The sequence below is a fragment of the Citrobacter sp. wls711 genome, assembly GCF_005281055.1.
In the GTDB taxonomy this organism is placed as follows: Bacteria; Pseudomonadota; Gammaproteobacteria; order Enterobacterales; family Enterobacteriaceae; genus Citrobacter; species Citrobacter gillenii.
This window is the reverse complement of record NZ_SZXC01000050.1, coordinates 1-23,374: the sequence shown is the minus strand read 5'-3', so window position 1 is coordinate 23,374 and position 23,374 is coordinate 1. Positions and strand designations below refer to the sequence as shown.

Sequence of the window (23,374 nt, the reverse complement as noted above, 5' to 3'; positions counted from 1 at the left end):
GGCTTACTCAACAGGCTGCGGGCGTGTGGCTGGGGCAGTAGCCTGATGCGTGGCGCTGTGACCGCCTGCGGCACCTTTGCCTTCGAAGTCGAAAGCAGGGCGCTGCCAGTCGCTCTGATGCGGCGCTTCTGGTACGTAGTCCGGCGCAGGTGCGCGGGTCATCGGTGCAGTTGCGTGGCTGTGAACCGTTACGGGTACAGCGGCAACAGACGCAGGTTCTACCACAGCTTCAGCGACAACGACTGGTGCAACCGGTGCGACTTCTTCCTGCGTAACCGGGGCAATTGGCGCGGCCTCGATAACCGGTTCAGCAACGTCTGGCTGGGCGACAGCGACGTCAACCTGGACAGGTTCTTCGGTAATCGGTGCTTCTACCACGTTTGCTACGGGCTCCGCTTCAGCAACAACCTCTTCTGCAACCGGGACGTCAGCGTCAACGATGAACTGCGGTTGTTCCTCAACAGCCGTCTCGATAACCTCCGGATGTGTGGTTTCAACCGCCACAACCTGAGGTTCGACAACGACGGTTTCGGTGACTACCGGCGCTTCTGTGACCGCGACAGATGCCGCTACGGTTTCCACTGCTGGTGCAACGACCGCTGCAATGGTTTGCTGCTCGGCGATAACCGGCTGCACCTGGGCCACTTCCTGCTGATGCTGCTCTTCAACCTGCAGTTCCTGTGCACGGGCAACAGGGTAGCGGATCCAGACTTTACCAGAGGCTAATTCTGGAGATGCACAGGCGACAGTAATCGGCATTGGCGACTGTGTCGGGTAACGTTCGTCACGATAGCGACGACGACGCTGTCCGCTTACGCGCAGATGGCGAGGCGAGCGGCGAGAACGACGCGGCATACCGTTGCTATCACGTGCATCGTTGCTATCACGTGCATCGTTGTTATCTTCATGCTCGGTAGTGACAACGGCAGGCAGGTCGACTTTAGCCAGTTCAGTTCGCTGGGCAACAGCGGCCTGTACCACAGGCTCAGCCACAACCGTTTCGGTAACCACTGCAGCGGTTACGGCTTCGGTTTCGACGGTTGCGCTATCGGTGTAACGAACCTTCTGGTTCAACTGACGCTGTTTACGGCGAGTCTGAGGCTGGCGAACGCGCTCTTCCTGATCCGTATCCTGTGCCGGTTGTTCAACCAGGTTCAGTTCTTTAACTTCCTGCGGTGCCTGACGCTTGTCGTCGTTACGACGGCGGTTGCGTTCACGACGTGGAGCCTGCTGCTCGTCACCTGACTTCGCTTTATCAGCAACATCGGTGGATTGCTGGCGGGTATCGCGCGCTTCGGCATTCTGCGGCTGGCGACGGTTGCGGCGATTTTCATCGCGGTTTTCGCTGCTATCAGAACGTTCATTACGGTTATCACGATCGCGGTTATCACGTTCGCCACGGTTATCGCGATTATCACGACGATCGTTACGATCGTTGCGGTCACGGCGATTGTTCTGACGAGGCTTACGACGATCCTGCTGGCGTTCAGATTTCTCTTCCGCTTTCGGTGCTGGCTGCTCAACAGGCTTGGCTTCTTCATTGCCACCAAAGATGGACTTCAGTGCGCCGAGGAAACGACCAAACAAACCAGGCTGTTCGGATCCTGCTGCGACTGCGGCTGCTTTTGGTGCGGCAGCAACGGCTGTAACGGCAGGCTCCTGCAGAGCAGGTTCTGGCGGTACGTCTGGCATGGCGAAGGTCGCCAGCGCAGGCTGTTCAGGCTGTTTACGTTCGACGTACTCTTCTTCCGTCGGTAACGCCATCTCTTCTTCGTGCAGTTTCGGCAGCAGATAGCTCAGGGTCGATGTCTCTTCACCTTTGCGAACACGCAGAACAGAGTAGTGCGGTGTTTCCATTTGATCGTTGGGCACGATCACACAGCGTACGCCGTTCTGTCGGGTTTCAATGGCATTGACCGCAGTACGTTTTTCGTTAAGCAGATAAGACGCAATCGGCACCGGGACAATCGCATGGACTTCCTGGGTGTTTTCCTTCAGCGCTTCTTCTTCAATCAGGCGCAGAATAGACAGCGACAGCGATTCGTTATCACGCACGGTACCTGTGCCGGAGCAACGCGGGCAGACGTGATGGCTGGATTCGCCTAATGACGGGCTCAGACGCTGACGGGACATCTCCAGCAAGCCGAAGCGAGAAATATGGCTAATCTGGATACGCGCACGGTCCTGACGAACGGCTTCACGCAGACGGTTCTCAACGGCACGTTGGTGACGAACCGGCGTCATGTCGATGAAGTCGATAACAATCAGGCCGCCGAGGTCACGAAGACGCAGCTGGCGAGCGATTTCATCGGCCGCTTCAAGGTTGGTATTAAATGCGGTCTCTTCGATATCGCCGCCGCGCGTGGCACGTGCGGAGTTGATATCAATTGCGGTCAGTGCTTCGGTGCTATCGATAACGATAGAACCCCCAGAAGGCAGACGTACTTCACGCTGGAACGCAGACTCAATCTGAGACTCGATTTGATAGTGGCTGAACAGCGGGATTTCACCGGTGTAGAGCTTAATTTTGCTGCTGAAATCCGGACGACCCAACGCGGCGATGTGCTGACGCGCCATCTCCATGACTTTTGGGTTATCAATGAGGATTTCGCCGATATCCTGACGTAAATAGTCGCGGAATGCGCGAACGATGACATTACTTTCCTGATGGATCAGGAACGGAGCAGGGCGGCTGTCAGCGGCCTTTTTAATCGCTTCCCAGTGCTTCAGACGGAAACTCAGGTCCCACTGCAGCGCTTCTGCGGATTTACCAACACCCGCAGTGCGTACGATGAGCCCCATGCCATCAGGCAGTTCCAGGCTTGCCAGCGCTTCTTTGAGTTCTGTCCGGTCATCGCCTTCGATGCGACGAGAGATACCACCCGCACGCGGGTTGTTAGGCATCAGAACCAAATAACTACCCGCCAGGCTGATAAAGGTGGTCAGTGCAGCACCTTTGTTGCCGCGTTCTTCTTTATCAATCTGAACAATCACTTCCTGACCTTCGCGCAACACATCTTTAATGTTGGGACGGCCATGGGAGTTGTAGTTAGCGGGGAAGTATTCGCGGGCAATTTCTTTTAACGGGAGGAAACCGTGACGTTCAGCGCCATAATCAACAAAAGCGGCTTCCAGACTCGGTTCAATACGGGTAATTTTACCTTTATAGATGTTGGCTTTTTTCTGCTCGTGTCCAGGACTTTCGATATCCAGATCGTACAGACGCTGCCCATCTACAAGGGCGACACGCAACTCTTCCTGCTGAGTCGCGTTAATTAACATTCTTTTCATCGTAACTTACTCATTATTCTTACATTGACGACTAAGCTGCGGGCAGAGTAATGCCTTTCCGGGTGTGAACCGATGGCCTCGTGTCTATTCGCGTCGCCAACCTCACGGTTATCGTCAGCTCAAAGAGGCGCAGAGTGTCGGTTGCCTGTATTTCATACGGAAACACAGCGCAATTATCAGGGGAACAGTCTGGGTGTTACTCTCCAGAAACGCTTCCATTATGCTCGTCGTCTTTCACGCTATCGGTGCGTTGGCTTCATCTACTCACCCCAGTCACTCACCGGAGTAAATTCTTGGGGGTTCCCAGACTTGCCGTCTTCCTACAACGCGAAATTCATAGAGCACTTACCGGTAAGGACTGCAACCCGCAGCCCGCTAACTGCCTGAAAGATCAATACGTCTTACGCCATTGCTGCGTTGATGATCGGTCGGGCAAAATTGGGTCATTCCGGAAAAGTTCTTGTTTTAACAAGATTCAACACGGAGACGACCTCATTATTCCACTGCTAACCTTGTTATAGCAAGATGACTTTTGCCATTTACCACCCGGTTACTCACAGTTTTTACACTTCCGTACAGTGATTGGTTTAATAACCACCAAATCGAAACTGTCAAACCTGTGTAATAGGGTATAGCAGTTAATATAAGCATAGAAAAATGTGTGGCGCGAATCTTGATGGCTATTTAAAATCGGCACCCATGAAAACAGAGACTCCAGCCGTAAAAATTGTTGCCATTACTGCCGACGAAGCAGGGCAACGCATCGACAACTTTCTGCGCACCCAGCTTAAAGGCGTGCCAAAAAGTATGATTTATCGCATTTTGCGTAAGGGCGAAGTGCGGGTGAATAAAAAACGCATCAAACCCGAGTACAAGCTCGAGGACGGAGATATTGTGCGTATTCCGCCAGTGCGTGTCGCTGAGCGCGAAGAAGAAGCTATTTCACCGCATCTGCAGAAGGTCGCCGCGCTGGCCGATGTTATTCTGTATGAAGATGACCATATTCTGGTGCTCAACAAACCATCAGGCACGGCCGTGCATGGCGGCAGCGGATTAAGCTTTGGGGTAATTGAAGGTCTGCGAGCGTTACGCCCGGAGGCGCGTTTCCTTGAATTGGTGCATCGCCTCGACCGTGACACGTCTGGCGTGCTGTTGGTTGCCAAAAAACGTTCCGCACTGCGTTCGCTGCATGAACAGTTGCGCGAAAAGGGAATGCAAAAAGATTACCTGGCGCTGGTAAGAGGTCAGTGGCAGTCGCATGTCAAAACCGTACAGGCGCCGCTGTTAAAGAATATTCTGCAAAGCGGTGAGCGAATCGTGCGGGTAAATCAGGAAGGTAAACCGTCGGAGACGCGATTTAAAGTGGAAGAGCGCTATGCGTTTTCCACGCTTGTGCGCTGTAGTCCGGTAACCGGGCGGACTCACCAGATTCGCGTTCATACCCAGTATGCTGGACATCCTATTGCTTTTGACGATCGCTATGGCGACCGTGAGTTCGACAAGCAGTTGGCCGGTACGGGGCTGAACCGACTGTTTCTGCACGCCGCAGCATTGAAATTTACCCATCCGGGGACCGGTGAGGTCATGCGTGTTGAAGCCCCGATGGACAATCAGCTGAAACGCTGCCTTGAGGTATTACGCAGCAAAGCCTGATGCGCGTTGCTTATCAGGCCTACCATTGCGTTATGCGCCGTAGGCCTGATAAGACGTACCGCGTCGCCATCAGGAAGATTAATCAGGCTTTCAGCGGATTCATCTCTTCCCGGCGTAGCATCTGACACAACGCAATCAGCGGCAGGCCAACCAACGTATTAGGATCGCGGCCCTCCAGACGCTCAAAGAGCGCAATACCTAATCCTTCGCTTTTAAAACTGCCGGCACAATGTAACGGACGTTCTTTGCGTACGTAATCGTCAATTTCCGTCTCGCTTAAATGACGGAAATGAACATCGAACGGTTCGACTTCGGTTTGTAAATGTCCGTTTGCAGAATTATACAGCGCCAGTCCGGTGTAAAACGTCACAATATTGCCGCTGGCTTTGGTTAATTGTTGTCTGGCCTTTTCTTCTGTTAACGGTTTTCCGGTTATTTCTCCATCAAGTACACAGATTTGATCGGATCCAATAATGAGGTGTGATGTGTAGCGGTGGGCAAGAGATTGCGCTTTTTCCTGGGCCAGACGTAATACCAAATGCCGAGGTGTTTCGCCAGGCTGCGGTGTCTCATCAACCTCAGGTGCTGCACATTCGAACGGGATGGCCAGTTTTTCAAGCAAGGCGCGACGCCAGGGAGAGGTAGACGCAAGAATGAGTTGAGGCATATTTTTTCCCTCGCATATAGCGTAATGATGAGAGCCATTTTAAACTAGGGCTCTCGACCTTCAAGTTGGCTGCTATGGCCAGACTTGAGTGATTTTAAGTCGATGACCCGCAATGTGTGCGAATTATTGGCAAAAGGCAACCTCAGGCTGCCTTTTTCTTTGACTCTATGACGTTACAAAGTTAATATGCGCGCCCTATGCAAAAGGTAAAATTACCCCTGACTCTTGATCCGGTTCGTACGGCTCAAAAACGCCTCGATTATGAAGGTATCTATACTTCTGATCTGTTAGAGCGCGTCACCGATTTTGTAGTCAGTGTGGACAGTGATGTGGAATGCTCCATGTCGTTCGCGATCGATAACCAACGTCTTGCCGTTATTACCGGTGATGCGAAGGCCTCGGTTACGCTCGCATGCCAGCGTTGCGGGAAACCGTTCCCACTCCATGTCCACACAACATATTGTTTTAGTCCTGTCCGTTCTGACGAGCAGGCTGAAGCACTGCCGGAAGCGTATGAACCGATTGAGGTTAACGAATTCGGTGAAATCGATCTACTTGCAATGGTTGAAGATGAGATTATCCTCTCCTTGCCGGTAGTTCCGGTGCATGATTCTGAACACTGTGAAGTGTCCGAGGCGGACATGGTCTTTGGTGAATTGCCTGATGAAGCGCAAAAACCAAATCCATTTGCCGTATTAGCCAGCTTAAAGCGTAAGTAATTGAGGAGTAAGGTCCATGGCCGTACAACAGAATAAACCAACCCGTTCCAAACGTGGCATGCGTCGTTCTCATGACGCTCTGACCGCAGTCACCAGCCTGTCTGTAGACAAAACTTCTGGTGAACAACACCTGCGTCACCACATCACTGCCGATGGTTTCTACCGCGGCCGTAAGGTAATCGCTAAGTAATCACGCATGGCTCAATGAATTTCCCACCTCGGTGAGAAAGACAAAGAGAACCAGCGTGATGAAGCTTAGTGAGGCTTTCCCCGGGTAACTGGGGAAACACCTGGCCGAGCAGCGACGATACCTTGACACGTCTAACCCTGGCGTTAGATGTCATGGGGGGCGATTTTGGCCCTACCGTGACAGTGCCTGCAGCACTGCAGGCACTGAATTCTAATTCGCAACTCACACTTCTTTTAGTCGGGGATCCCGATACAATCACGCCATTACTTGCCAAAGCTGACTTCGAACAACGTTCACGTCTGCAGATTATCCCTGCTCAGTCAGTTATTGCCAGTGATGCCCGGCCCTCGCAGGCTATTCGCGCCAGTCGTGGTAGCTCTATGCGTGTTGCCCTGGAGCTCGTGAAAGAAGGTCGTGCAGAAGCCTGTGTGAGCGCCGGTAATACGGGCGCGCTAATGGGACTGGCGAAGTTATTACTCAAACCCCTTGAAGGGATTGAGCGGCCTGCGTTGGTGACGGTGTTGCCGCATCAGCAGAAGGGCAAAACGGTAGTGCTGGATCTGGGCGCTAACGTTGATTGCGACAGCACGATGTTGGTGCAATTTGCCGTCATGGGTTCCGTGCTGGCAGAAGAGGTGGTTGGGATTGCCAGCCCTCGCGTTGCATTGCTTAATATCGGTGAAGAAGAAACTAAGGGTCTCGACAGTATTCGGGATGCTTCTGCTGTGCTAAAAACAATCCCTTCCATTAACTATATCGGCTATCTTGAAGCCAATGAGTTGTTGACTGGCAAAACCGATGTGTTGGTTTGTGACGGCTTTACAGGCAATGTCACATTAAAGACGATGGAAGGTGTTGTAAGAATGTTCCTTTCACTGCTGAAATCTCAGGGTGAGGGCAAAAAACGGTCGTGGTGGCTGCTGTTATTAAAACGTTGGTTACAAAAAAGCCTAACGAGGCGATTCAGTCACCTCAACCCCGACCAGTATAATGGCGCCTGTCTGTTAGGATTGCGCGGCACAGTGATAAAAAGTCATGGTGCGGCCAATCAGCGAGCATTTGAAGTCGCGATTGAACAGGCAGTGCAGGCGGTGCAGCGACAAGTTCCTCAGCGAATTGCCGCTCGCCTGGAATCTGTATACCCAGCTGGATTCGAACTGCTGGATGGTGGCGAAACGACACGCTCGCGGGCGCGCAGATGATAGTGCGGTCGAGAGCGTAGCCTACCTACCCGTGATTTGTTCGTAGCGGTATATAACCAAAAAGTGACTGAGCGTACATGTATACGAAGATTATTGGTACTGGCAGCTATCTGCCTGAACAAGTGCGTACTAACGCCGATTTGGAAAAAATGGTCGAGACATCTGATGAGTGGATTGTCACTCGTACAGGTATCCGTGAACGCCATATTGCCGCGCCCAATGAAACCGTTGCGACGATGGGCTTTGCCGCCGCAAACCGCGCACTTGAAATGGCTGGCATCGATAAAGATCAAATTGGTCTGATTGTGGTTGCGACCACATCATCAACGCACGCTTTTCCGAGTGCGGCGTGCCAGATCCAAAGTATGCTGGAAATTAAAGGCTGCCCGGCGTTTGACGTCGCGGCTGCCTGCGCCGGTTTTACTTATGCCCTGAGCGTGGCTGACCTGTACGTTAAGTCTGGCGCAGTGAAGCACGCGCTGGTGATCGGGTCTGATGTGCTGGCGCGTACTTGTGATCCGACCGATCGCGGGACGATCATTATTTTTGGTGATGGTGCCGGCGCGGTGGTACTGAGTGCCTCAGAAGAGCCAGGCATTCTCTCCACTCATTTGCATGCTGATGGTCGCTATGGCGAACTGTTGACACTGCCGAATGCCGATCGTGTGAATCCGGAGAACCCGATTCATCTGACCATGGCGGGTAACGAAGTCTTTAAAGTGGCGGTTACCGAGCTTGCACACATCGTTGATGAAACGCTGGCAGCGAATAATCTCGACCGTTCTGCCCTGGACTGGTTAGTACCGCACCAGGCAAACTTGCGCATTATCAGCGCGACGGCGAAAAAGCTGGGCATGTCGATGGATAATGTCGTGGTAACGCTGGACAGACATGGCAATACGTCAGCCGCTTCCGTTCCATGTGCGTTGGACGAAGCCGTCCGCGACGGGCGAATTAAAGCCGGTCAGCTGATATTGCTTGAGGCCTTCGGGGGTGGATTCACCTGGGGCTCGGCGCTGGTTCGTTTCTAGTATAAGGATTTTAACATGACGCAATTTGCATTTGTGTTCCCGGGTCAGGGATCTCAAACCGTTGGGATGTTGTCTGAAATGGCTGCAGCCTACCCCATTGTTGAAGAAACTTTTGCTGAAGCTTCAGCTGCGCTGGGCTATGATCTGTGGGCACTTACCCAGCAGGGACCAGCAGAAGAACTGAATAAAACCTGGCAAACGCAGCCAGCGCTGTTAACGGCCTCTGTTGCATTGTACCGCGTGTGGCAGCAGCAGGGTGGCGCAACGCCTGCGCTGATGGCCGGGCATAGCTTGGGTGAATACTCTGCGTTGGTATGCGCGGGTGTCATCAACTTTGCTGATGCCGTACGCCTGGTTGAACTGCGTGGCAAATTCATGCAGGAAGCGGTGCCGGAAGGTACGGGCGGCATGTCTGCTATCATCGGCCTGGACGATGCGTCCATCGCGAAAGCCTGTGAAGAGTCAGCAGAAGGTCAGGTTGTATCACCGGTTAACTTTAACTCACCGGGCCAGGTGGTGATTGCCGGGCATAAAGAAGCCGTAGAGCGCGCAGGCGCAGCATGTAAAGCCGCAGGTGCGAAACGTGCTCTGCCGCTGCCGGTTAGCGTGCCGTCTCACTGCGCGTTGATGAAACCAGCAGCAGAAAAACTGGCCGTTGAACTGCAGAAGATCACTTTTAACGCACCGACCGTTCCGGTTGTGAACAATGTCGATGTGAAGTGCGAAACCCACGCAGACGCGATCCGCGATGCGCTGGTTCGCCAACTGTACAGCCCGGTTCAGTGGACCAAAACCGTCGAGTTTATGGCATCCCAGGGCGTAGAGCATCTGTATGAAGTGGGGCCGGGTAAAGTCCTCACGGGTCTGACAAAACGTATTGTTGATACCCTGACTGCTTCGGCATTGAATGAGCCGGCGGCGCTGACTGCGGCGCTTGCGCAATAAAAGAGGAAAACCATGAGTTTTGAAGGAAAAATCGCGCTGGTTACCGGTGCAAGCCGTGGCATTGGCCGCGCAATTGCTGAAACACTCGTTGCCCGTGGCGCGAAAGTGATTGGCACTGCAACCAGCGAAAGCGGTGCGCAGGCCATTAGCGATTACTTAGGTGCAAATGGTAAAGGTCTGGTGTTGAATGTGACCGATCCTGCATCTATCGAATCTGTTCTGGGAAATATTCGCGCAGAATTTGGGGAAGTCGATATTCTGGTTAATAATGCCGGGATTACTCGTGATAACCTGTTAATGCGCATGAAAGATGACGAGTGGAACGATATCATCGAAACCAACCTGTCATCTGTTTTCCGTCTGTCAAAAGCGGTAATGCGCGCTATGATGAAAAAGCGTCATGGTCGTATTATCACTATTGGTTCTGTGGTTGGTACCATGGGAAATGCGGGTCAGGCCAACTACGCTGCGGCGAAAGCGGGTTTGATCGGCTTCAGTAAATCACTGGCGCGTGAAGTTGCGTCTCGTGGCATTACTGTAAACGTTGTTGCTCCGGGCTTTATTGAAACGGACATGACGCGTGCGCTGACTGATGAGCAGCGTGCGGGTACGCTGGCGGCAGTTCCTGCGGGGCGCCTTGGCTCCCCAAATGAAATCGCCAATGCGGTTGCATTTTTAGCTTCTGACGAAGCAAGTTACATCACAGGTGAGACTTTGCATGTCAACGGCGGGATGTACATGGTTTAACCACGAGATAAAAAAATTTGCGTTATTAGGGTGAATGCCCTCAAAATAACGCAAAATCGTGGTAAGACCTGCCGGGATTTAGTTGCAAATTTTTCAACATTTTATACACTACGAAAACCATCGCGAAAGCGAGTTTTGATAGGAAATTTAAGAGTATGAGCACTATCGAAGAACGCGTTAAGAAAATTATCGGCGAACAGCTGGGCGTTAAGCAGGAAGAAGTAACCAACAATGCTTCCTTCGTTGAAGACCTGGGCGCAGATTCTCTTGACACCGTTGAGCTGGTAATGGCTCTGGAAGAAGAGTTTGATACTGAGATTCCGGACGAAGAAGCTGAGAAAATCACTACCGTTCAGGCTGCCATTGATTACATCAACGGTCACCAGGCGTAAGTGAACATCTCCAGGCGGTCATTCGACCGCCTGAGTTTTATCTTTTTATCCCACTTGAATTATTTTCCCTCCCTGGAGGACAACCGTGTCTAAGCGTCGTGTAGTTGTGACCGGACTGGGCATGTTGTCTCCTGTCGGCAATACCGTAGAGTCTACCTGGAAAGCTCTCCTTGCCGGTCAGAGTGGCATCAGCCTGATCGACCATTTCGATACTAGCGCCTATGCAACGAAATTTGCTGGCTTAGTAAAGGATTTTAACTGTGATGACATTATCTCGCGCAAAGAACAGCGCAAGATGGATGCCTTCATTCAATATGGAATTGTCGCTGGCGTTCAGGCCATGCAGGATTCTGGTCTCGAAATTACGGAAGAGAACGCTCACCGTGTTGGCGCCGCTATTGGCTCCGGTATTGGTGGTCTCGGTCTTATCGAAGAAAACCATACCTCGCTGGTAAACGGTGGACCACGTAAGATCAGTCCATTCTTCGTTCCGTCGACGATTGTTAACATGGTGGCCGGTCACTTGACCATCATGTACGGCCTGCAAGGGCCAAGCATCTCCATCGCTACCGCCTGCACTTCAGGCGTGCATAACATCGGTCATGCCGCGCGTATCATTGCATACGGCGATGCAGACGCGATGGTTGCGGGTGGTGCTGAAAAAGCCAGTACACCGCTGGGTGTGGGTGGTTTTGGCGCAGCACGTGCGCTGTCTACGCGTAATGATAACCCGCAAGCGGCAAGCCGCCCGTGGGACAAAGAGCGTGACGGTTTTGTGCTGGGCGACGGCGCAGGTATGGTGGTACTGGAAGAGTACGAGCATGCAAAAGCGCGTGGTGCAAAAATTTACGCTGAAGTGGTCGGTTTTGGGATGAGCAGCGATGCTTACCATATGACTTCGCCGCCGGAAAACGGCGCGGGTGCTGCACTGGCGATGGTCAACGCATTACGTGACGCGGCTATCGAACCCGGTCAGATTGCCTATGTCAACGCACATGGCACGTCTACACCAGCAGGCGATAAAGCGGAAACTCGGGCAGTGAAATCTGTCTTTGGTGATGCGGCACGTAGCGTGATGGTCAGTTCGACCAAATCCATGACCGGACACCTGTTGGGTGCGGCGGGCGCGGTAGAGTCTATTTTCTCTATTCTGGCGCTGCGCGATCAGGCGGTTCCACCAACCATCAACCTGGATAACCCGGATGAAGGTTGTGACCTGGACTTTGTTCCGCACGAAGCACGTCAGGTCAGCGGCATGGAATATGCTCTTTGTAACTCCTTCGGCTTTGGTGGTACTAACGGTTCGGTGATCTTTAAAAAGATCTAAGTCCCGCAGGTAACTTACCTGGCGTCATAAAAAAAGGTCCGCTTGCCGGACCTTTTTTTATTCGATTTTTCGACCTTGTCCTGGCTTTGGCATCCTGCCAAACTAGCTGACCACGTATAAGGAGCCACCATGTTCTTAATTAATGGCCGTGAGCAGGGCACGTTGGTTGCAAGCGATCGTGCGACGCAGTTTGGTGACGGATGTTTTACCACCGCGCGAATTGTCGATGGTAATGTGTGTTTTCTTTCGGCGCATCTCCAGCGTTTAGACGACGCATGCAAAAAATTGCTGATCCCCTTCGATAAGTGGTCAGAACTGCAAGATGAAATGCAAATGCTGGCGGTCGGGCATACACGTGGTGTACTGAAAGTGATCATCAGTCGTGGTAGTGGGGGCAGGGGCTATAGTGGCGCGAACTGTCATTCGCCCACGCGTATTCTCTCTACTTCTGCCTTTCCCACACATTACGCTCGTTGGCAGAACGATGGGATTGTTCTGGCTGTAAGTCCTGTGCGTCTGGGGCGCAATCCGATGCTTGCCGGAATTAAACACTTGAACCGACTGGAGCAGGTGCTGATTCGTTCTCATCTTGAGCAGACAGACGCCGATGAAGCGCTGGTTCTTGACAGTGAGGGATGGGTTACGGAATGCTGTGCGGCTAATGTGTTCTGGCGTAAAGACGATGTCGTTTATACCCCTCGACTGGATCAGGCTGGCGTGAACGGCATTATGCGACAATTCTGTATGCGGATGCTGGCACAATCACCGTTCAAGATTGTCGACGTGTATGCGCGGGAAGAGGACGTGATGCAGGCGGATGAGATGGTTGTCTGTAATGCATTAATGCCGGTGGTTCCCGTGCGTGCCTGTGGTGACAGGATGTTGTCTTCACGTTTGTTATTCGATTTTTTAGCCCCACTTTGTGAGCACCCAAATTAGTCATGAAAAAATTGTTATGCGTTGTTCTTTTATTGCTGGTTGTGCTGGGCATTGCCACGGGTGTGGGAATGTGGAAAGTACGCCATCTGGCGGACAGTAAATTATTGATTAAAGATGAAACGATTTTTACGCTGAAAGCGGGCACGGGTCGTCTGGCTCTGGGTGAGCAGCTGTATGCAGATAAGGTGATTAATCGTCCACGCGTATTCCAGTGGTTACTGCGTATTGAACCCGACCTTTCGCATTTTAAAGCCGGGACCTACCGGTTGACGCCTGATATGACCGTACGGGAAATGTTGCAACTGCTGGAAAGCGGAAAAGAAGCACAGTTCCCATTACGTCTGGTTGAGGGCATGCGCCTGAGTGATTACCTTAAACAGCTGCGCGATGCGCCCTATATCAAGCACACATTGAGCGACGATAACTATGCTACCGTTGCCGAGGCGCTGAAGCTGGAGAACCCGGAATGGGTGGAAGGCTGGTTCTGGCCGGATACCTGGATGTATACCGCCAACACCTCGGATGTGGCGCTACTGAAGCGTGCGCACCAGAAAATGGTCAAAGCTGTTGATACTGCCTGGGAAGGGCGTGCCGAAGGTCTACCGTATACCGACAAAAATCAGCTGGTGACCATGGCCTCTATTATTGAAAAAGAAACCGCTGTCGCCAGCGAGCGCGATCAGGTGGCCTCGGTGTTTATAAACCGTTTACGTATTGGCATGCGCTTACAGACCGATCCGACCGTGATTTACGGGATGGGTACACGGTATAATGGTAAATTGTCGCGTGTCGATCTGGAAACGCCGACCGCCTATAACACCTATACCATTACCGGGCTGCCGCCAGGCCCAATTGCTATGCCGGGTGAAGCCTCATTGCAGGCCGCCGCGCATCCGGCAAAAACACCGTATCTTTATTTTGTGGCTGACGGTAAAGGTGGTCACACATTTAATACCAATCTTGCCAGCCACAACCGGTCAGTGCAGGATTACCTGAAAGTGCTTAAGGAAAAAAATGGGCAGTAATTATATCGTCATCGAGGGCCTGGAAGGCGCCGGAAAAACCACCGCGCGCGATGTAGTGGTGGAGACACTTGAGCAACTCGGTATCCGCGACATGGTGTTTACCCGCGAGCCAGGTGGAACCCAACTGGCAGAGAAGTTAAGAAGCCTGGTGCTGGACATCAAGTCGGTCGGTGACGAAGTGATTACCGATAAAGCGGAAGTGCTGATGTTCTACGCCGCACGTGTTCAGCTGGTCGAAACCGTCATTAAGCCTGCGTTGGCAAAAGGTACCTGGGTGATTGGCGACCGTCACGATCTGTCGACCCAGGCCTATCAGGGCGGTGGCCGTGGCATCGACCAAACGATGCTGGCCACTCTGCGTGATGCGGTACTCGGTGATTTTCGCCCGGACCTGACGCTCTATCTGGATGTGACGCCTGAAGTGGGTTTAAAGCGTGCCCGTGCTCGTGGTGAGCTGGACCGCATTGAACAGGAGTCTTTTGACTTCTTTAATCGCACCCGCGCCCGCTATGTGGAACTGGCGGCGATAGATCCCAGTATCCGTACCATAGATGCCACGCAGCCGCTTGAAGCTGTCATGAATGATATCCGTAGCACCATTACCCACTGGGTACAGGAGCAAGGCGCATGAAATGGTACCCATGGTTACGACCCGATTTTGAAAAACTTGTCGCCAGTTACCAGGCGGGTCGCGGTCACCATGCGTTACTGATTCAGGCGTTACCCGGTATGGGTGACGACGCGCTGATTTACGCCCTTAGCCGCTATCTGATGTGCCAGCAGCCGGAAGGGCATAAAAGCTGCGGACATTGCCGTGGTTGCCAGTTGATGCAGGCAGGTACGCATCCTGATTATTATTCTCTGCTGCCGGAAAAAGGAAAGAATACGCTGGGTGTTGACGCGGTACGTGAAGTCACTGAAAAGCTGTACGAACATTCGCGTCTGGGCGGTGCCAAAGTGGTGTGGATCCCCGATGCTGCCCAGTTAACGGATGCGGCAGCCAATGCTCTGCTAAAGACGTTAGAAGAGCCGCCGGCGCAAACGTGGTTTTTCCTGGCTACTATCGAGCCGGCACGCTTACTTGCCACATTACGTAGCCGTTGTCGATTGCATCACCTTGCTCCCCCGGAGGAATCGTATGCGGTTTCCTGGGTGGCCCGCGAAGTGACCGCCCCGCAGGATGCACTTCTTAGCGCACTGCGCCTGAGCGCCGGGTCTCCTGGGGCGGCACTCATGTTGCTTCAGGCAGAAAGCTGGGCGCACCGTAGCGATTTTTGCGCGGCACTGGCGAACACCTTGCATTCCGGCGACTGGTATCAGCTGCTGGCGGCGCTCAACCATGAACAAGCTGCAGTCCGCTTACACTGGCTGGCAACGCTGTTTACGGATGCGCTCAAACGTCCGTATGGTGCTGCCCATTTAACTAACCCTGATGCACTGGCGTTGATTTCATCCATTGCTGAACGGTTCTCCGTGGCGCAGATTCAGGCGATGCTGGGTGATGTGTGCCACTGCCGTCAGCAACTGCTCAACGTGACGGGCGTCAATCGTGAACTGGTATTAACCGATCTTATCCTGCGTATTGAGCATTACCTGCAACCAGGCACCGTACTGCCTGTTCCCCATCTTTGAGAGAGACATTATGTTTTTAGTCGACTCACACTGCCATCTTGATGGCCTGGATTATCAATCTCTGCATAAGGACGTGGATGACGTGCTGGCGAAAGCGGCAGCGCGTGATGTGAAGTTTTGTCTTGCCGTGGCGACCACCTTACCCGGATACCGCAATATGCGCGACCTGGTTGGCGAGCGCGATAATGTGGTGTTCTCCTGCGGTGTACATCCGTTAAATCAGGATGAAGCCTATGATGTAGAAGACCTGCGTCGCTTTGCCGCGGAAGACGGTGTGGTGGCGATGGGGGAAACCGGGCTGGACTATTTCTACACCCCGGAAACCAAAGTGCGTCAGCAGGAGTCGTTCATTCATCACATTCAGATTGGCCGCGAACTGCAAAAACCAGTGATTGTCCATACCCGTGATGCGCGAGCCGATACGCTATCTATTCTGCGCGAAGAAAACGTGACGGATTGTGGCGGCGTACTACACTGTTTTACAGAGGACAGGGAAACTGCGGGCAAATTGCTGGATCTCGGATTCTATATCTCTTTTTCCGGCATCGTCACGTTCCGTAACGCTGAACAGCTGCGCGAAGCCGCACGCTATGTTCCTTTGGACCGTTTGTTAGTTGAGACTGACTCTCCGTATCTTGCGCCGGTACCGCATCGTGGTAAAGAGAACCAGCCCGCCATGGTTCGTGATGTTGCAGAGTATATGGCTGTATTAAAAGGTGTTGCCGTTGAAGAACTGGCGAAAATCACCACTGATAACTTTGCCCGCCTGTTTCACATCAACGCTTCTCGCCTGCAATCTATCCGTTAACCGAGTTTTTTTAAAGCTCGTAATTAATAAGTAAACCGAGTAAAGTTCACCGCCGTGAAATGGGCGGTGAATAACCAGTTAGACACATTCAGATACTCATTTTATCGGATTGTGCGAATTTAACGGCTATCCACAGCTGAATTGTGATAACCGTCAAACAAAAATAAGCTGAATTATTTTACTCTGTGTAATAAATAAAGGGTACTTAGATGCCCTGTTCACGGCGAGGTTCTCCCCCCTCGCCAATGCGTGAGAACGTAGAAATACACAAAATCATTCAAGCTGCATCAAGGCGGCAAGTGAGTGAATCGCAGGTGCTTACTTGAGTAAGTGACTGGGGTGAACGAACGCAGCCAACGCTGAGGCGCTTGGAAGGATGAAGTGTATAAGCACAAATACTCAGGAGCACTCTCAATTATGTTTAAGAATGCATTTGCTAACCTGCAAAAGGTCGGTAAATCGCTGATGCTGCCGGTATCCGTACTCCCGATCGCAGGTATCCTGCTGGGCGTCGGTTCCGCTAACTTCAGCTGGCTGCCAGCCGTTGTATCGCACGTAATGGCAGAAGCAGGCGGTTCTGTTTTTGCAAACATGCCGCTGATTTTCGCCATCGGTGTGGCGTTAGGCTTCACCAACAATGACGGTGTTTCCGCACTGGCTTCAGTGGTTGCCTACGGCATCATGGTCAAGACCATGGCTGTGGTTGCGCCGCTGGTTCTGCATTTACCTGCTGAAGAGATCGCAGCTAAACACCTTGCTGATACGGGTGTTCTCGGGGGGATTATCTCCGGTGCGATAGCAGCGTATATGTTCAACCGTTTCTACCGTATCAAACTGCCTGAGTATCTTGGCTTCTTTGCCGGTAAGCGCTTTGTTCCAATTATTTCTGGTCTGGCTGCCATCTTTACGGGTGTGGTCCTGTCCTTCATTTGGCCGCCGATCGGTACTGCTATTCAGACATTCTCCCAATGGGCTGCATACCAGAACCCGGTTGTGGCGTTCGGTATCTACGGCTTCATTGAACGCTGCCTGGTACCGTTTGGTCTGCACCATATCTGGAACGTTCCATTCCAGATGCAGATTGGCGAATACACCAACGCTGCGGGCCAGGTGTTCCACGGCGATATCCCTCGCTATATGGCGGGTGACCCGACTGCGGGCATGCTGTCTGGTGGCTTCCTGTTCAAAATGTACGGTCTGCCGGCTGCCGCTATTGCTATCTGGCATTCTGCAAAACCAGAAAACCGCGCGAAAGTGGGCGGTATCATGATCTCCGCGGCGCTGACCTCGTTCCTGACCGGTATTACCGAGCCGATCGAGTTCTCCTTCATGTTCGTGGCGCCGATCCTGTACATCATCCACGCGATTCTGGCAGGCCTGGCATTCCCGATCTGTATCCTGCTGGGTATGCGTGACGGTACGTCGTTCTCTCATGGTCTGATCGACTTTATCGTTCTGTCCGGTAACAGCAGCAAACTGTGGCTGTTCCCAATTGTCGGTGCTGGCTATGCTATCGCCTACTACACCATCTTCCGTGTGCTGATCAAAGCGCTGGACCTGAAAACACCGGGTCGTGAAGACGCGACTGAAGACAGCAAAGCGGGCGCAACGGGTGAAATGGCTCCGGCCCTGGTTGCTGCGTTCGGCGGAAAAGAAAACATCACTAACCTCGATGCGTGCATTACGCGTCTGCGTGTCAGCGTGGCTGACGTCGCCAAAGTGGATCAGGCTGGCCTGAAGAAACTGGGTGCAGCAGGCGTGGTGGTTGCAGGTTCTGGTGTTCAGGCTATTTTCGGCACCAAGTCCGATAACCTGAAAACTGAAATGGATGAATACATCCGTAACAGTTAAGCCATAAGATGTTGGGGAGAACTAAGGCAGCCTGCGGGCTGCCTTTTTTAATGCATTAATTGGCCTGAACACGAATCGGCGCGGTGGCAGCAAATAGCCATGGACGAGCATCACTGTTTACGCGCGGTGACAAGGTTTCTCTGACTTGCTGATGGTAATCATCAATCCACTGCTTTTCGCTCTCGCTCAGCAGATGCAACTCAACCAGATTCAAATCAATGGGCACCAGCGTCAACGTGGAGAAGCGGCAAAAGCCAGGGCGACTGTCGATAATCTCCACCTGATTCTCAATGCGGATACCGTATTGTCCGGCCAGATAATACCCTGGTTCGATGGTAATAATGTTGCCCGCAACCAGAGGCCAGGGATTCACTTTCTTCGCAATGCGGTGCGGCTGCTCGTGGATCAACAACTGATGTCCGACACCGTGGCCGGTGCCATGATCGTAATCCAGGCCCAGCGCCCAAAGTGCCCGACGGCTAAACGCATCCAGTTGATGCCCCTGAGTACCGCTCGGGAATTGCAACGTGATCAGTGATAAAAAGCCTTTCAGCACCGCAGTGTAATGCAGTCGACGCTGTGGATCCTGCGGGCCAAAGGCGAGGGTGCGCGTTGTATCCGTAGTGCCGTTCTGATACTGACCACCAGAATCATTTAAATACATCGCCTGAGAGGTGATGGGGGTATTGGTTTTTTCGCTGGAATGATAATGACACATTGCCGCATTGCTGGCTGATGCTGAGATCGTACCAAAACTTTGCTCAATAAACCCAGGCTGCTGCTGGCGAAACGCCAACTGTTTTTCCTGGGCTTCCAGTTCGGTTACCGGATTACCCGCCGCTTCACGTAAGGGGACTTCATGCGCCAGCCAGGCGAGGAAGTTCACCCAAGCGGCACCATCCTGCTCATGACATTCGCGATAACCCGCCAGTTCAGTGTCATTTTTATGTGCTTTGATAAGCGTTATGGGATCGGGTGCCCAGAGGAGTTCGCCGCCGTGCTGTTCAATGGCGAATCGCAGTGCAACTGGCGCATAGTCTTTATCGACCAGGAAGCGTTTCCCGTGGGCAAGTTGCTGGCAGCGAGACAGAAAATCCTCTTGTGGCGAAATCGTTAATGCGTTCAGTAGCGCTTCGGGTAACTGCTGCGTTTTGTTGGCATCCACAAACCACTCCAGTTCACCACTGCGATGCAGCAAGGCAAACGAAAAAGGCACCGGAACCATATTGAGATCTGAACCGCGCACATTGAGCAGCCAGGCGATGTTATCGGGCAGGGTGATTGCCAGAAAGTCAGCCTGATGCTGAGCAAGTTGCTCGACGATCCGTGCGCGTTTCTGCGCACTGCTTTCGCCGCTGATCTCAATAGGCATTTCGCGGATGATGCCGCAGGGGGCAGCCGGACGGTCGAGCCAAACTGTATCGAAGGGGTCGGATTCCAGCGCGACCAGTTCGCAATGAGTGGCCGAAAGCGCCTCAAACTGGCTGTTGACCATCAGCAGAGGCTCAAAGCCAATGCGGGTACCTGCTGGCACATGCGTCTGCAAATAATCGGCCAGCGGCTCGTCGTGTAAATGATGAATCTCGAAATCGTCCAGGGAGACTTCGTTACGGACCTGGACCTGGTAACGTCCATCGACAAACATCAATGCGCGATCGCGAAGCACCAATGCCAGACCAGCTGAGCCGCTAAAGCCGGTAAGCCAGGCCAGTTTATTGTCGTGTGGTGTGCAATCCTCACTCTGATGAGCGTCGGCGCGTGGAACAATCATACCATCCAGTCCCTGTGCTAACAGGAGATTGCGCAGTGCGGAAAGGGGCGTTGAGTTATGCATAGTTACCTTCAGGCCTTAACGGAACGGCGGTTCGTTGAACGTACGTAGTTTGCGGGAATGCAGGCGATCGCCTTCGGCGCGAAGCCGATCGATTGCCCGAATACCGATTTGCAGATGCTCGGAAATTGCACCTTCATAAAAACGGTTGGCCTGGCCTGGCAGTTTAATCTCTCCGTGCAGCGGTTTATCGGAGACGCAAAGCAGGGTGCCGTAAGGTACGCGGAAACGGTAACCCTGCGCGGCAATCGTGGCGCTCTCCATATCAATAGCGACGGCACGACTGAGGTTAAAACGCAGCGCAGAGGCAGAATAGCGTAGCTCCCAGTTACGGTCGTCAGTGGTGACGACGGTGCCGGTACGCAGTCGCTGTTTGACCTCTTCACCGGGCATGCCGCTGACCTCTTTGGTGGCGTCATACAGCGCGCGCTGGACTTCGGCGATGCTCGGAATCGGAATATCTGGCGGCAGTACGGCATCCAGCACGTGGTCGTCACGTAGGTAGGCGTGGGCGAGAACGTAATCACCAATGGCCTGGCTCTCACGCAGGCCTCCACAGTGCCCAATCATTAGCCAGACGTCAGGACGCAGGACCGCCAGGTGATCGCAAATGGTTTTGGCGTTTGACGGGCCAACGCCGATATTCACCAGTGTGATCCCCTGACCGTCGGCGGTGATTAAATGCCAGGCGGGCATCTGGTGCTTCTTCCAGGCAAGATCGGAAATAGCCTCTTCCGGTGCCTCAGTTTCTGCGGTAATCCAAATTCCACCTGCGCATGACAGCGCAATATACGGACTGTCCGGGTCGAGGATCTGGCTACAGCCCCAGCGCACAAACTCATCGACATAGCGAGTGTAGTTGGTGAACAGTACGAAGGGCTGAAAATGTTCTACCGGTGTGCCGGTGTAATGGCGCAGGCGTGCAAGTGAAAAATCAATGCGTCGGGCGTCGAAGTGCGACAGGGGAGAAAATTCTGCCGGGTGAAATGTTCCATCCGCGGTTTCATCGCCAATCTGCGACAGTTCGGTAGTGGGGAAATGGCGCGTTAATCCGGCGCTCATTGAGCGGTCGAGCGTCAACTCAGAACCGTCTATCACGTAGGGATAGGGGATCTCGTGCTGGGACGGTTCGACAGAGATATGCGCATCGTAATCCTGGTACAGCAGGGTGAGCTGTTCTTCAAGATAAGGTCGGAACAGAGACGGGCGAGTAATGGTCGTGGTATAGCAGCCAGCATGGGTAAAACGGCCATAGGCGCGTGTTTTTGGAGGATTCGTTGCGCTGCCATCCCAGGTCACAGAAAGTGAAGGGTAAACAAAAAGACCTTTATCTCGGGCGATGATGTCAGGAAGCGTCCCGGTTTCAATGTACTTGCCAATGGCGCTACGCAGAGCCTTAACCGATTGCTCATACAATGCGTCCAGTTTATCCAGTGCCTGAGCCGGGGTCAGGCTGGAGCCCTTATTGTTCATGTCTGTCTCCTTGTTCCACAGATGTGCTGCTCTCCCGATAGTATGTCACAGGAATGTGAAACAAAAGTCAGACGTTAAGGAAGAATCTGCGAAGGCCGAACGGCCCTCGCAGAACGGCTTAGCCGTGTGGTTTATCTTTCATCAGAATTGCGGTCGCGGCAGAAATAAGACACCCCGCCATCAGGTATATGGCTACGCTGTGCCAGTTTCCGCCCGAGAAGGTCACCAGTGCCGCGGCAATAAACGGGGTAAAGCCGCCGCCAACGACGCTGGCTACCTGATAGCCAACGCCAGCACCGCTGTAACGGTAACTGGCGCCAAACAACCCGGTAAACATTGGCTGTTGTACGCAGACCACCATGTCGTGGGCGATGTTTGCCAGCATAATGGCGAAGAATACAATCCAAAAGATAGACTGTGCCTCAAGGGCCATAAAGAACGGAAAGGCACAGAGCGTGCCGACCAGAGCGCCGGTAATGTAGACCCGTCGGCGGCCGAAGCGGTCAGCAAGCCAGGCGAAACAGGGGATGGTCAGACAGCTCAACCCACCCACTAACAGACCGATATTCAGAAATAGCTCGCGCGGTAGACCCAGATTTTGCGTGGAATAGTTGAGTGCAAACGCGGTGACGATATACATGGTCAGCAGCTCACACAGGCGCAGGGCGATTATCTTTAAAAACGCGCCCGGATGGCGGATTAACGCCTCAACGACCGGCAGCCGCTTTTTCTCGGGCAGAGGTTCCTGTTTTTGCTGCTCGAACTCAGCTGATTCATCCATGCGGTTACGCATCCATAATGCACCAAGCACCAGCACGATGCTGAACAGGAATGGGATGCGCCAGCCCCAACTCAGGAACTGCTCATCGGTTGTTTGCGAACTGATCAGCGAAACCAATCCGGTCGAGAGCAATAGGCCAACGCCATAACCCACCTGCACGCCGCTGCTGTAGAAGGCTTTTTTATTTTTTGGCGCGCTTTCGACAGAGAGTAACGCCGCGCCACCCCATTCGCCGCCGACGGCAAATCCCTGAATGGCGCGTAGTGTTACCAGCAGTACTGGAGCCCACCAACCGATAGTGTCAAAAGAGGGGATGATGCCAATCAACGCCGTAGCAATACCCATCACCCAGACGGTAAGCATCAGCATACGTTTGCGGCCAAGACGATCGCCGAAGTGACCGAAGATAACTCCGCCTAATGGGCGGAATAAAAATCCGACACCAAAGGTGGCAAAGGCCGCGAGCGTGCCCATCGCCGGGCTGACTTGCGGGAAAAACTCGCGGTTAAAGACTAACGCGGCGGTGATGCCATACAGCAGAAAATCATACCAATCGACTACGGCACCGGCGAAGCTGCCCAGTGCGGCACGTCGAGCGCGATCGCGATGATGTAAAGAGGAGTCCTCCTGAGGACTCGCGGAGATGAGGGTGGAATCCATAGCTATCCTGTCTGTACTGATTTTTTGTTATTAGTATTGGAATAAGGTTACGCACATTGCAGTCGATATATTAGCGACTGTGATGAGACTACAGCGACAGGCGGGAAGAGAAAACGATTTTATCTGTTACAACGGAGTAAGATGACAAATAGGACGAAAGAGAAAGTAGAAAAGCAAAAATCCTGCTTAGTTTCCTAAGCAGGCTTCTTA

Annotated in this window: 20 protein-coding genes; 15 read left to right on the top strand and 5 right to left on the bottom strand. The window is 52.9% G+C overall.

All coding sequences use genetic code 11. The features are described from left to right. Positions 1 to 3: 3 nt before the first annotated feature. Positions 4 to 3,291: a ribonuclease E gene (gene rne / locus FDW98_RS15150; protein ID WP_096757551.1), complete on the bottom strand. Its 3,288-nt coding sequence runs from the start codon at positions 3,289 to 3,291 to the stop codon at positions 4 to 6. 699 nt (positions 3,292 to 3,990) lie between these two features. On the opposite strand from rne, the gene rluC reads away from it, so the two are divergent. Beyond that, positions 3,991 to 4,944 carry a 23S rRNA pseudouridine(955/2504/2580) synthase RluC gene (gene rluC, locus FDW98_RS15145; RefSeq protein WP_167456044.1) on the top strand — a complete coding sequence of 318 codons (954 nt, stop codon included), beginning with the start codon at positions 3,991 to 3,993 and terminating at the stop codon, positions 4,942 to 4,944. An 82-nt stretch (positions 4,945 to 5,026) separates the two neighbouring features. Here rluC and FDW98_RS15140 read toward each other — a convergent pair whose 3' ends face one another. Then, entirely contained in the window at positions 5,027 to 5,611 is a 585-nt protein-coding gene (locus FDW98_RS15140; protein WP_096757549.1) for a nucleoside triphosphate pyrophosphatase, read from the bottom strand. A gap of 197 nt (positions 5,612 to 5,808) precedes the next feature. On the opposite strand from FDW98_RS15140, the gene yceD reads away from it, so the two are divergent. From yceD to ptsG, 14 genes are all read left to right on the top strand, one after another. Beyond that, positions 5,809 to 6,330: a 23S rRNA accumulation protein YceD gene (gene yceD / locus FDW98_RS15135; protein WP_096757548.1), complete on the top strand. Its 522-nt coding sequence runs from the start codon at positions 5,809 to 5,811 to the stop codon at positions 6,328 to 6,330. 16 nt (positions 6,331 to 6,346) lie between these two features. Further along, complete coding sequence (gene rpmF / locus FDW98_RS15130; RefSeq protein ID WP_003036242.1) at positions 6,347 to 6,520, top strand: 50S ribosomal protein L32; 174 nt, start codon at positions 6,347 to 6,349, stop codon at positions 6,518 to 6,520. Between the two features lie 122 nt (positions 6,521 to 6,642). Continuing rightward, positions 6,643 to 7,722: a phosphate acyltransferase PlsX gene (gene plsX, locus FDW98_RS15125; RefSeq protein ID WP_096759432.1), complete on the top strand. Its 1,080-nt coding sequence runs from the start codon at positions 6,643 to 6,645 to the stop codon at positions 7,720 to 7,722. 77 nt (positions 7,723 to 7,799) lie between these two features. Then, entirely contained in the window at positions 7,800 to 8,753 is a 954-nt protein-coding gene (gene fabH, locus FDW98_RS15120; protein ID WP_096757547.1) for a beta-ketoacyl-ACP synthase III, read from the top strand. Between the two features lie 15 nt (positions 8,754 to 8,768). Continuing rightward, the gene (gene fabD / locus FDW98_RS15115) at positions 8,769 to 9,698 is read left to right on the top strand and encodes an ACP S-malonyltransferase (RefSeq protein WP_096757546.1); all 930 of its coding nucleotides are present in this window, start codon (positions 8,769 to 8,771) and stop codon (positions 9,696 to 9,698) included. 12 nt (positions 9,699 to 9,710) lie between these two features. Beyond that, entirely contained in the window at positions 9,711 to 10,445 is a 735-nt protein-coding gene (gene fabG, locus FDW98_RS15110; RefSeq protein WP_096757545.1) for a 3-oxoacyl-ACP reductase FabG, read from the top strand. Between the two features lie 155 nt (positions 10,446 to 10,600). Beyond that, entirely contained in the window at positions 10,601 to 10,837 is a 237-nt protein-coding gene (gene acpP, locus FDW98_RS15105; protein ID WP_000103754.1) for an acyl carrier protein, read from the top strand. Positions 10,838 to 10,922: 85 nt separating this feature from the next. Then, the gene (fabF, locus tag FDW98_RS15100) at positions 10,923 to 12,164 is read left to right on the top strand and encodes a beta-ketoacyl-ACP synthase II (RefSeq protein WP_096757544.1); all 1,242 of its coding nucleotides are present in this window, start codon (positions 10,923 to 10,925) and stop codon (positions 12,162 to 12,164) included. 129 nt (positions 12,165 to 12,293) lie between these two features. Continuing rightward, positions 12,294 to 13,103 (top strand): aminodeoxychorismate lyase, encoded by an 810-nt coding sequence (pabC, locus tag FDW98_RS15095; protein ID WP_096757543.1) that lies wholly within the window; start codon positions 12,294 to 12,296, stop codon positions 13,101 to 13,103. Between the two features lie 2 nt (positions 13,104 to 13,105). Beyond that, complete coding sequence (gene yceG, locus FDW98_RS15090) at positions 13,106 to 14,128, top strand: cell division protein YceG (RefSeq protein WP_096757542.1); 1,023 nt, start codon at positions 13,106 to 13,108, stop codon at positions 14,126 to 14,128. After that, positions 14,118 to 14,759 (top strand): dTMP kinase, encoded by a 642-nt coding sequence (tmk, locus tag FDW98_RS15085; RefSeq protein WP_096757541.1) that lies wholly within the window; start codon positions 14,118 to 14,120, stop codon positions 14,757 to 14,759. The genes yceG and tmk overlap by 11 nt, the downstream gene beginning before the upstream one ends. Beyond that, positions 14,756 to 15,760: a DNA polymerase III subunit delta' gene (holB, locus tag FDW98_RS15080; RefSeq protein WP_096757540.1), complete on the top strand. Its 1,005-nt coding sequence runs from the start codon at positions 14,756 to 14,758 to the stop codon at positions 15,758 to 15,760. Before tmk ends, holB begins: the two co-directional genes overlap by 4 nt. Before the next feature lie 10 nt (positions 15,761 to 15,770). Beyond that, on the top strand, positions 15,771 to 16,568 hold the full coding sequence (locus FDW98_RS15075) for a metal-dependent hydrolase (protein ID WP_096757539.1): 798 nt from the start codon (positions 15,771 to 15,773) through the stop codon (positions 16,566 to 16,568). A gap of 417 nt (positions 16,569 to 16,985) precedes the next feature. Continuing rightward, on the top strand, positions 16,986 to 18,419 hold the full coding sequence (gene ptsG, locus FDW98_RS15070) for a PTS glucose transporter subunit IIBC (protein ID WP_096757538.1): 1,434 nt from the start codon (positions 16,986 to 16,988) through the stop codon (positions 18,417 to 18,419). Positions 18,420 to 18,474: 55 nt separating this feature from the next. Here ptsG and FDW98_RS15065 read toward each other — a convergent pair whose 3' ends face one another. From FDW98_RS15065 to shiA, 3 genes are all read right to left on the bottom strand, one after another. Continuing rightward, complete coding sequence (locus tag FDW98_RS15065; protein ID WP_096757537.1) at positions 18,475 to 20,253, bottom strand: aminopeptidase P family protein; 1,779 nt, start codon at positions 20,251 to 20,253, stop codon at positions 18,475 to 18,477. 15 nt (positions 20,254 to 20,268) lie between these two features. Beyond that, entirely contained in the window at positions 20,269 to 21,723 is a 1,455-nt protein-coding gene (locus tag FDW98_RS15060) for an AMP nucleosidase (protein WP_096757536.1), read from the bottom strand. Between the two features lie 118 nt (positions 21,724 to 21,841). Beyond that, on the bottom strand, positions 21,842 to 23,164 hold the full coding sequence (gene shiA, locus FDW98_RS15055) for a shikimate transporter (RefSeq protein WP_096757535.1): 1,323 nt from the start codon (positions 23,162 to 23,164) through the stop codon (positions 21,842 to 21,844). Positions 23,165 to 23,374 lie beyond the last annotated feature (210 nt).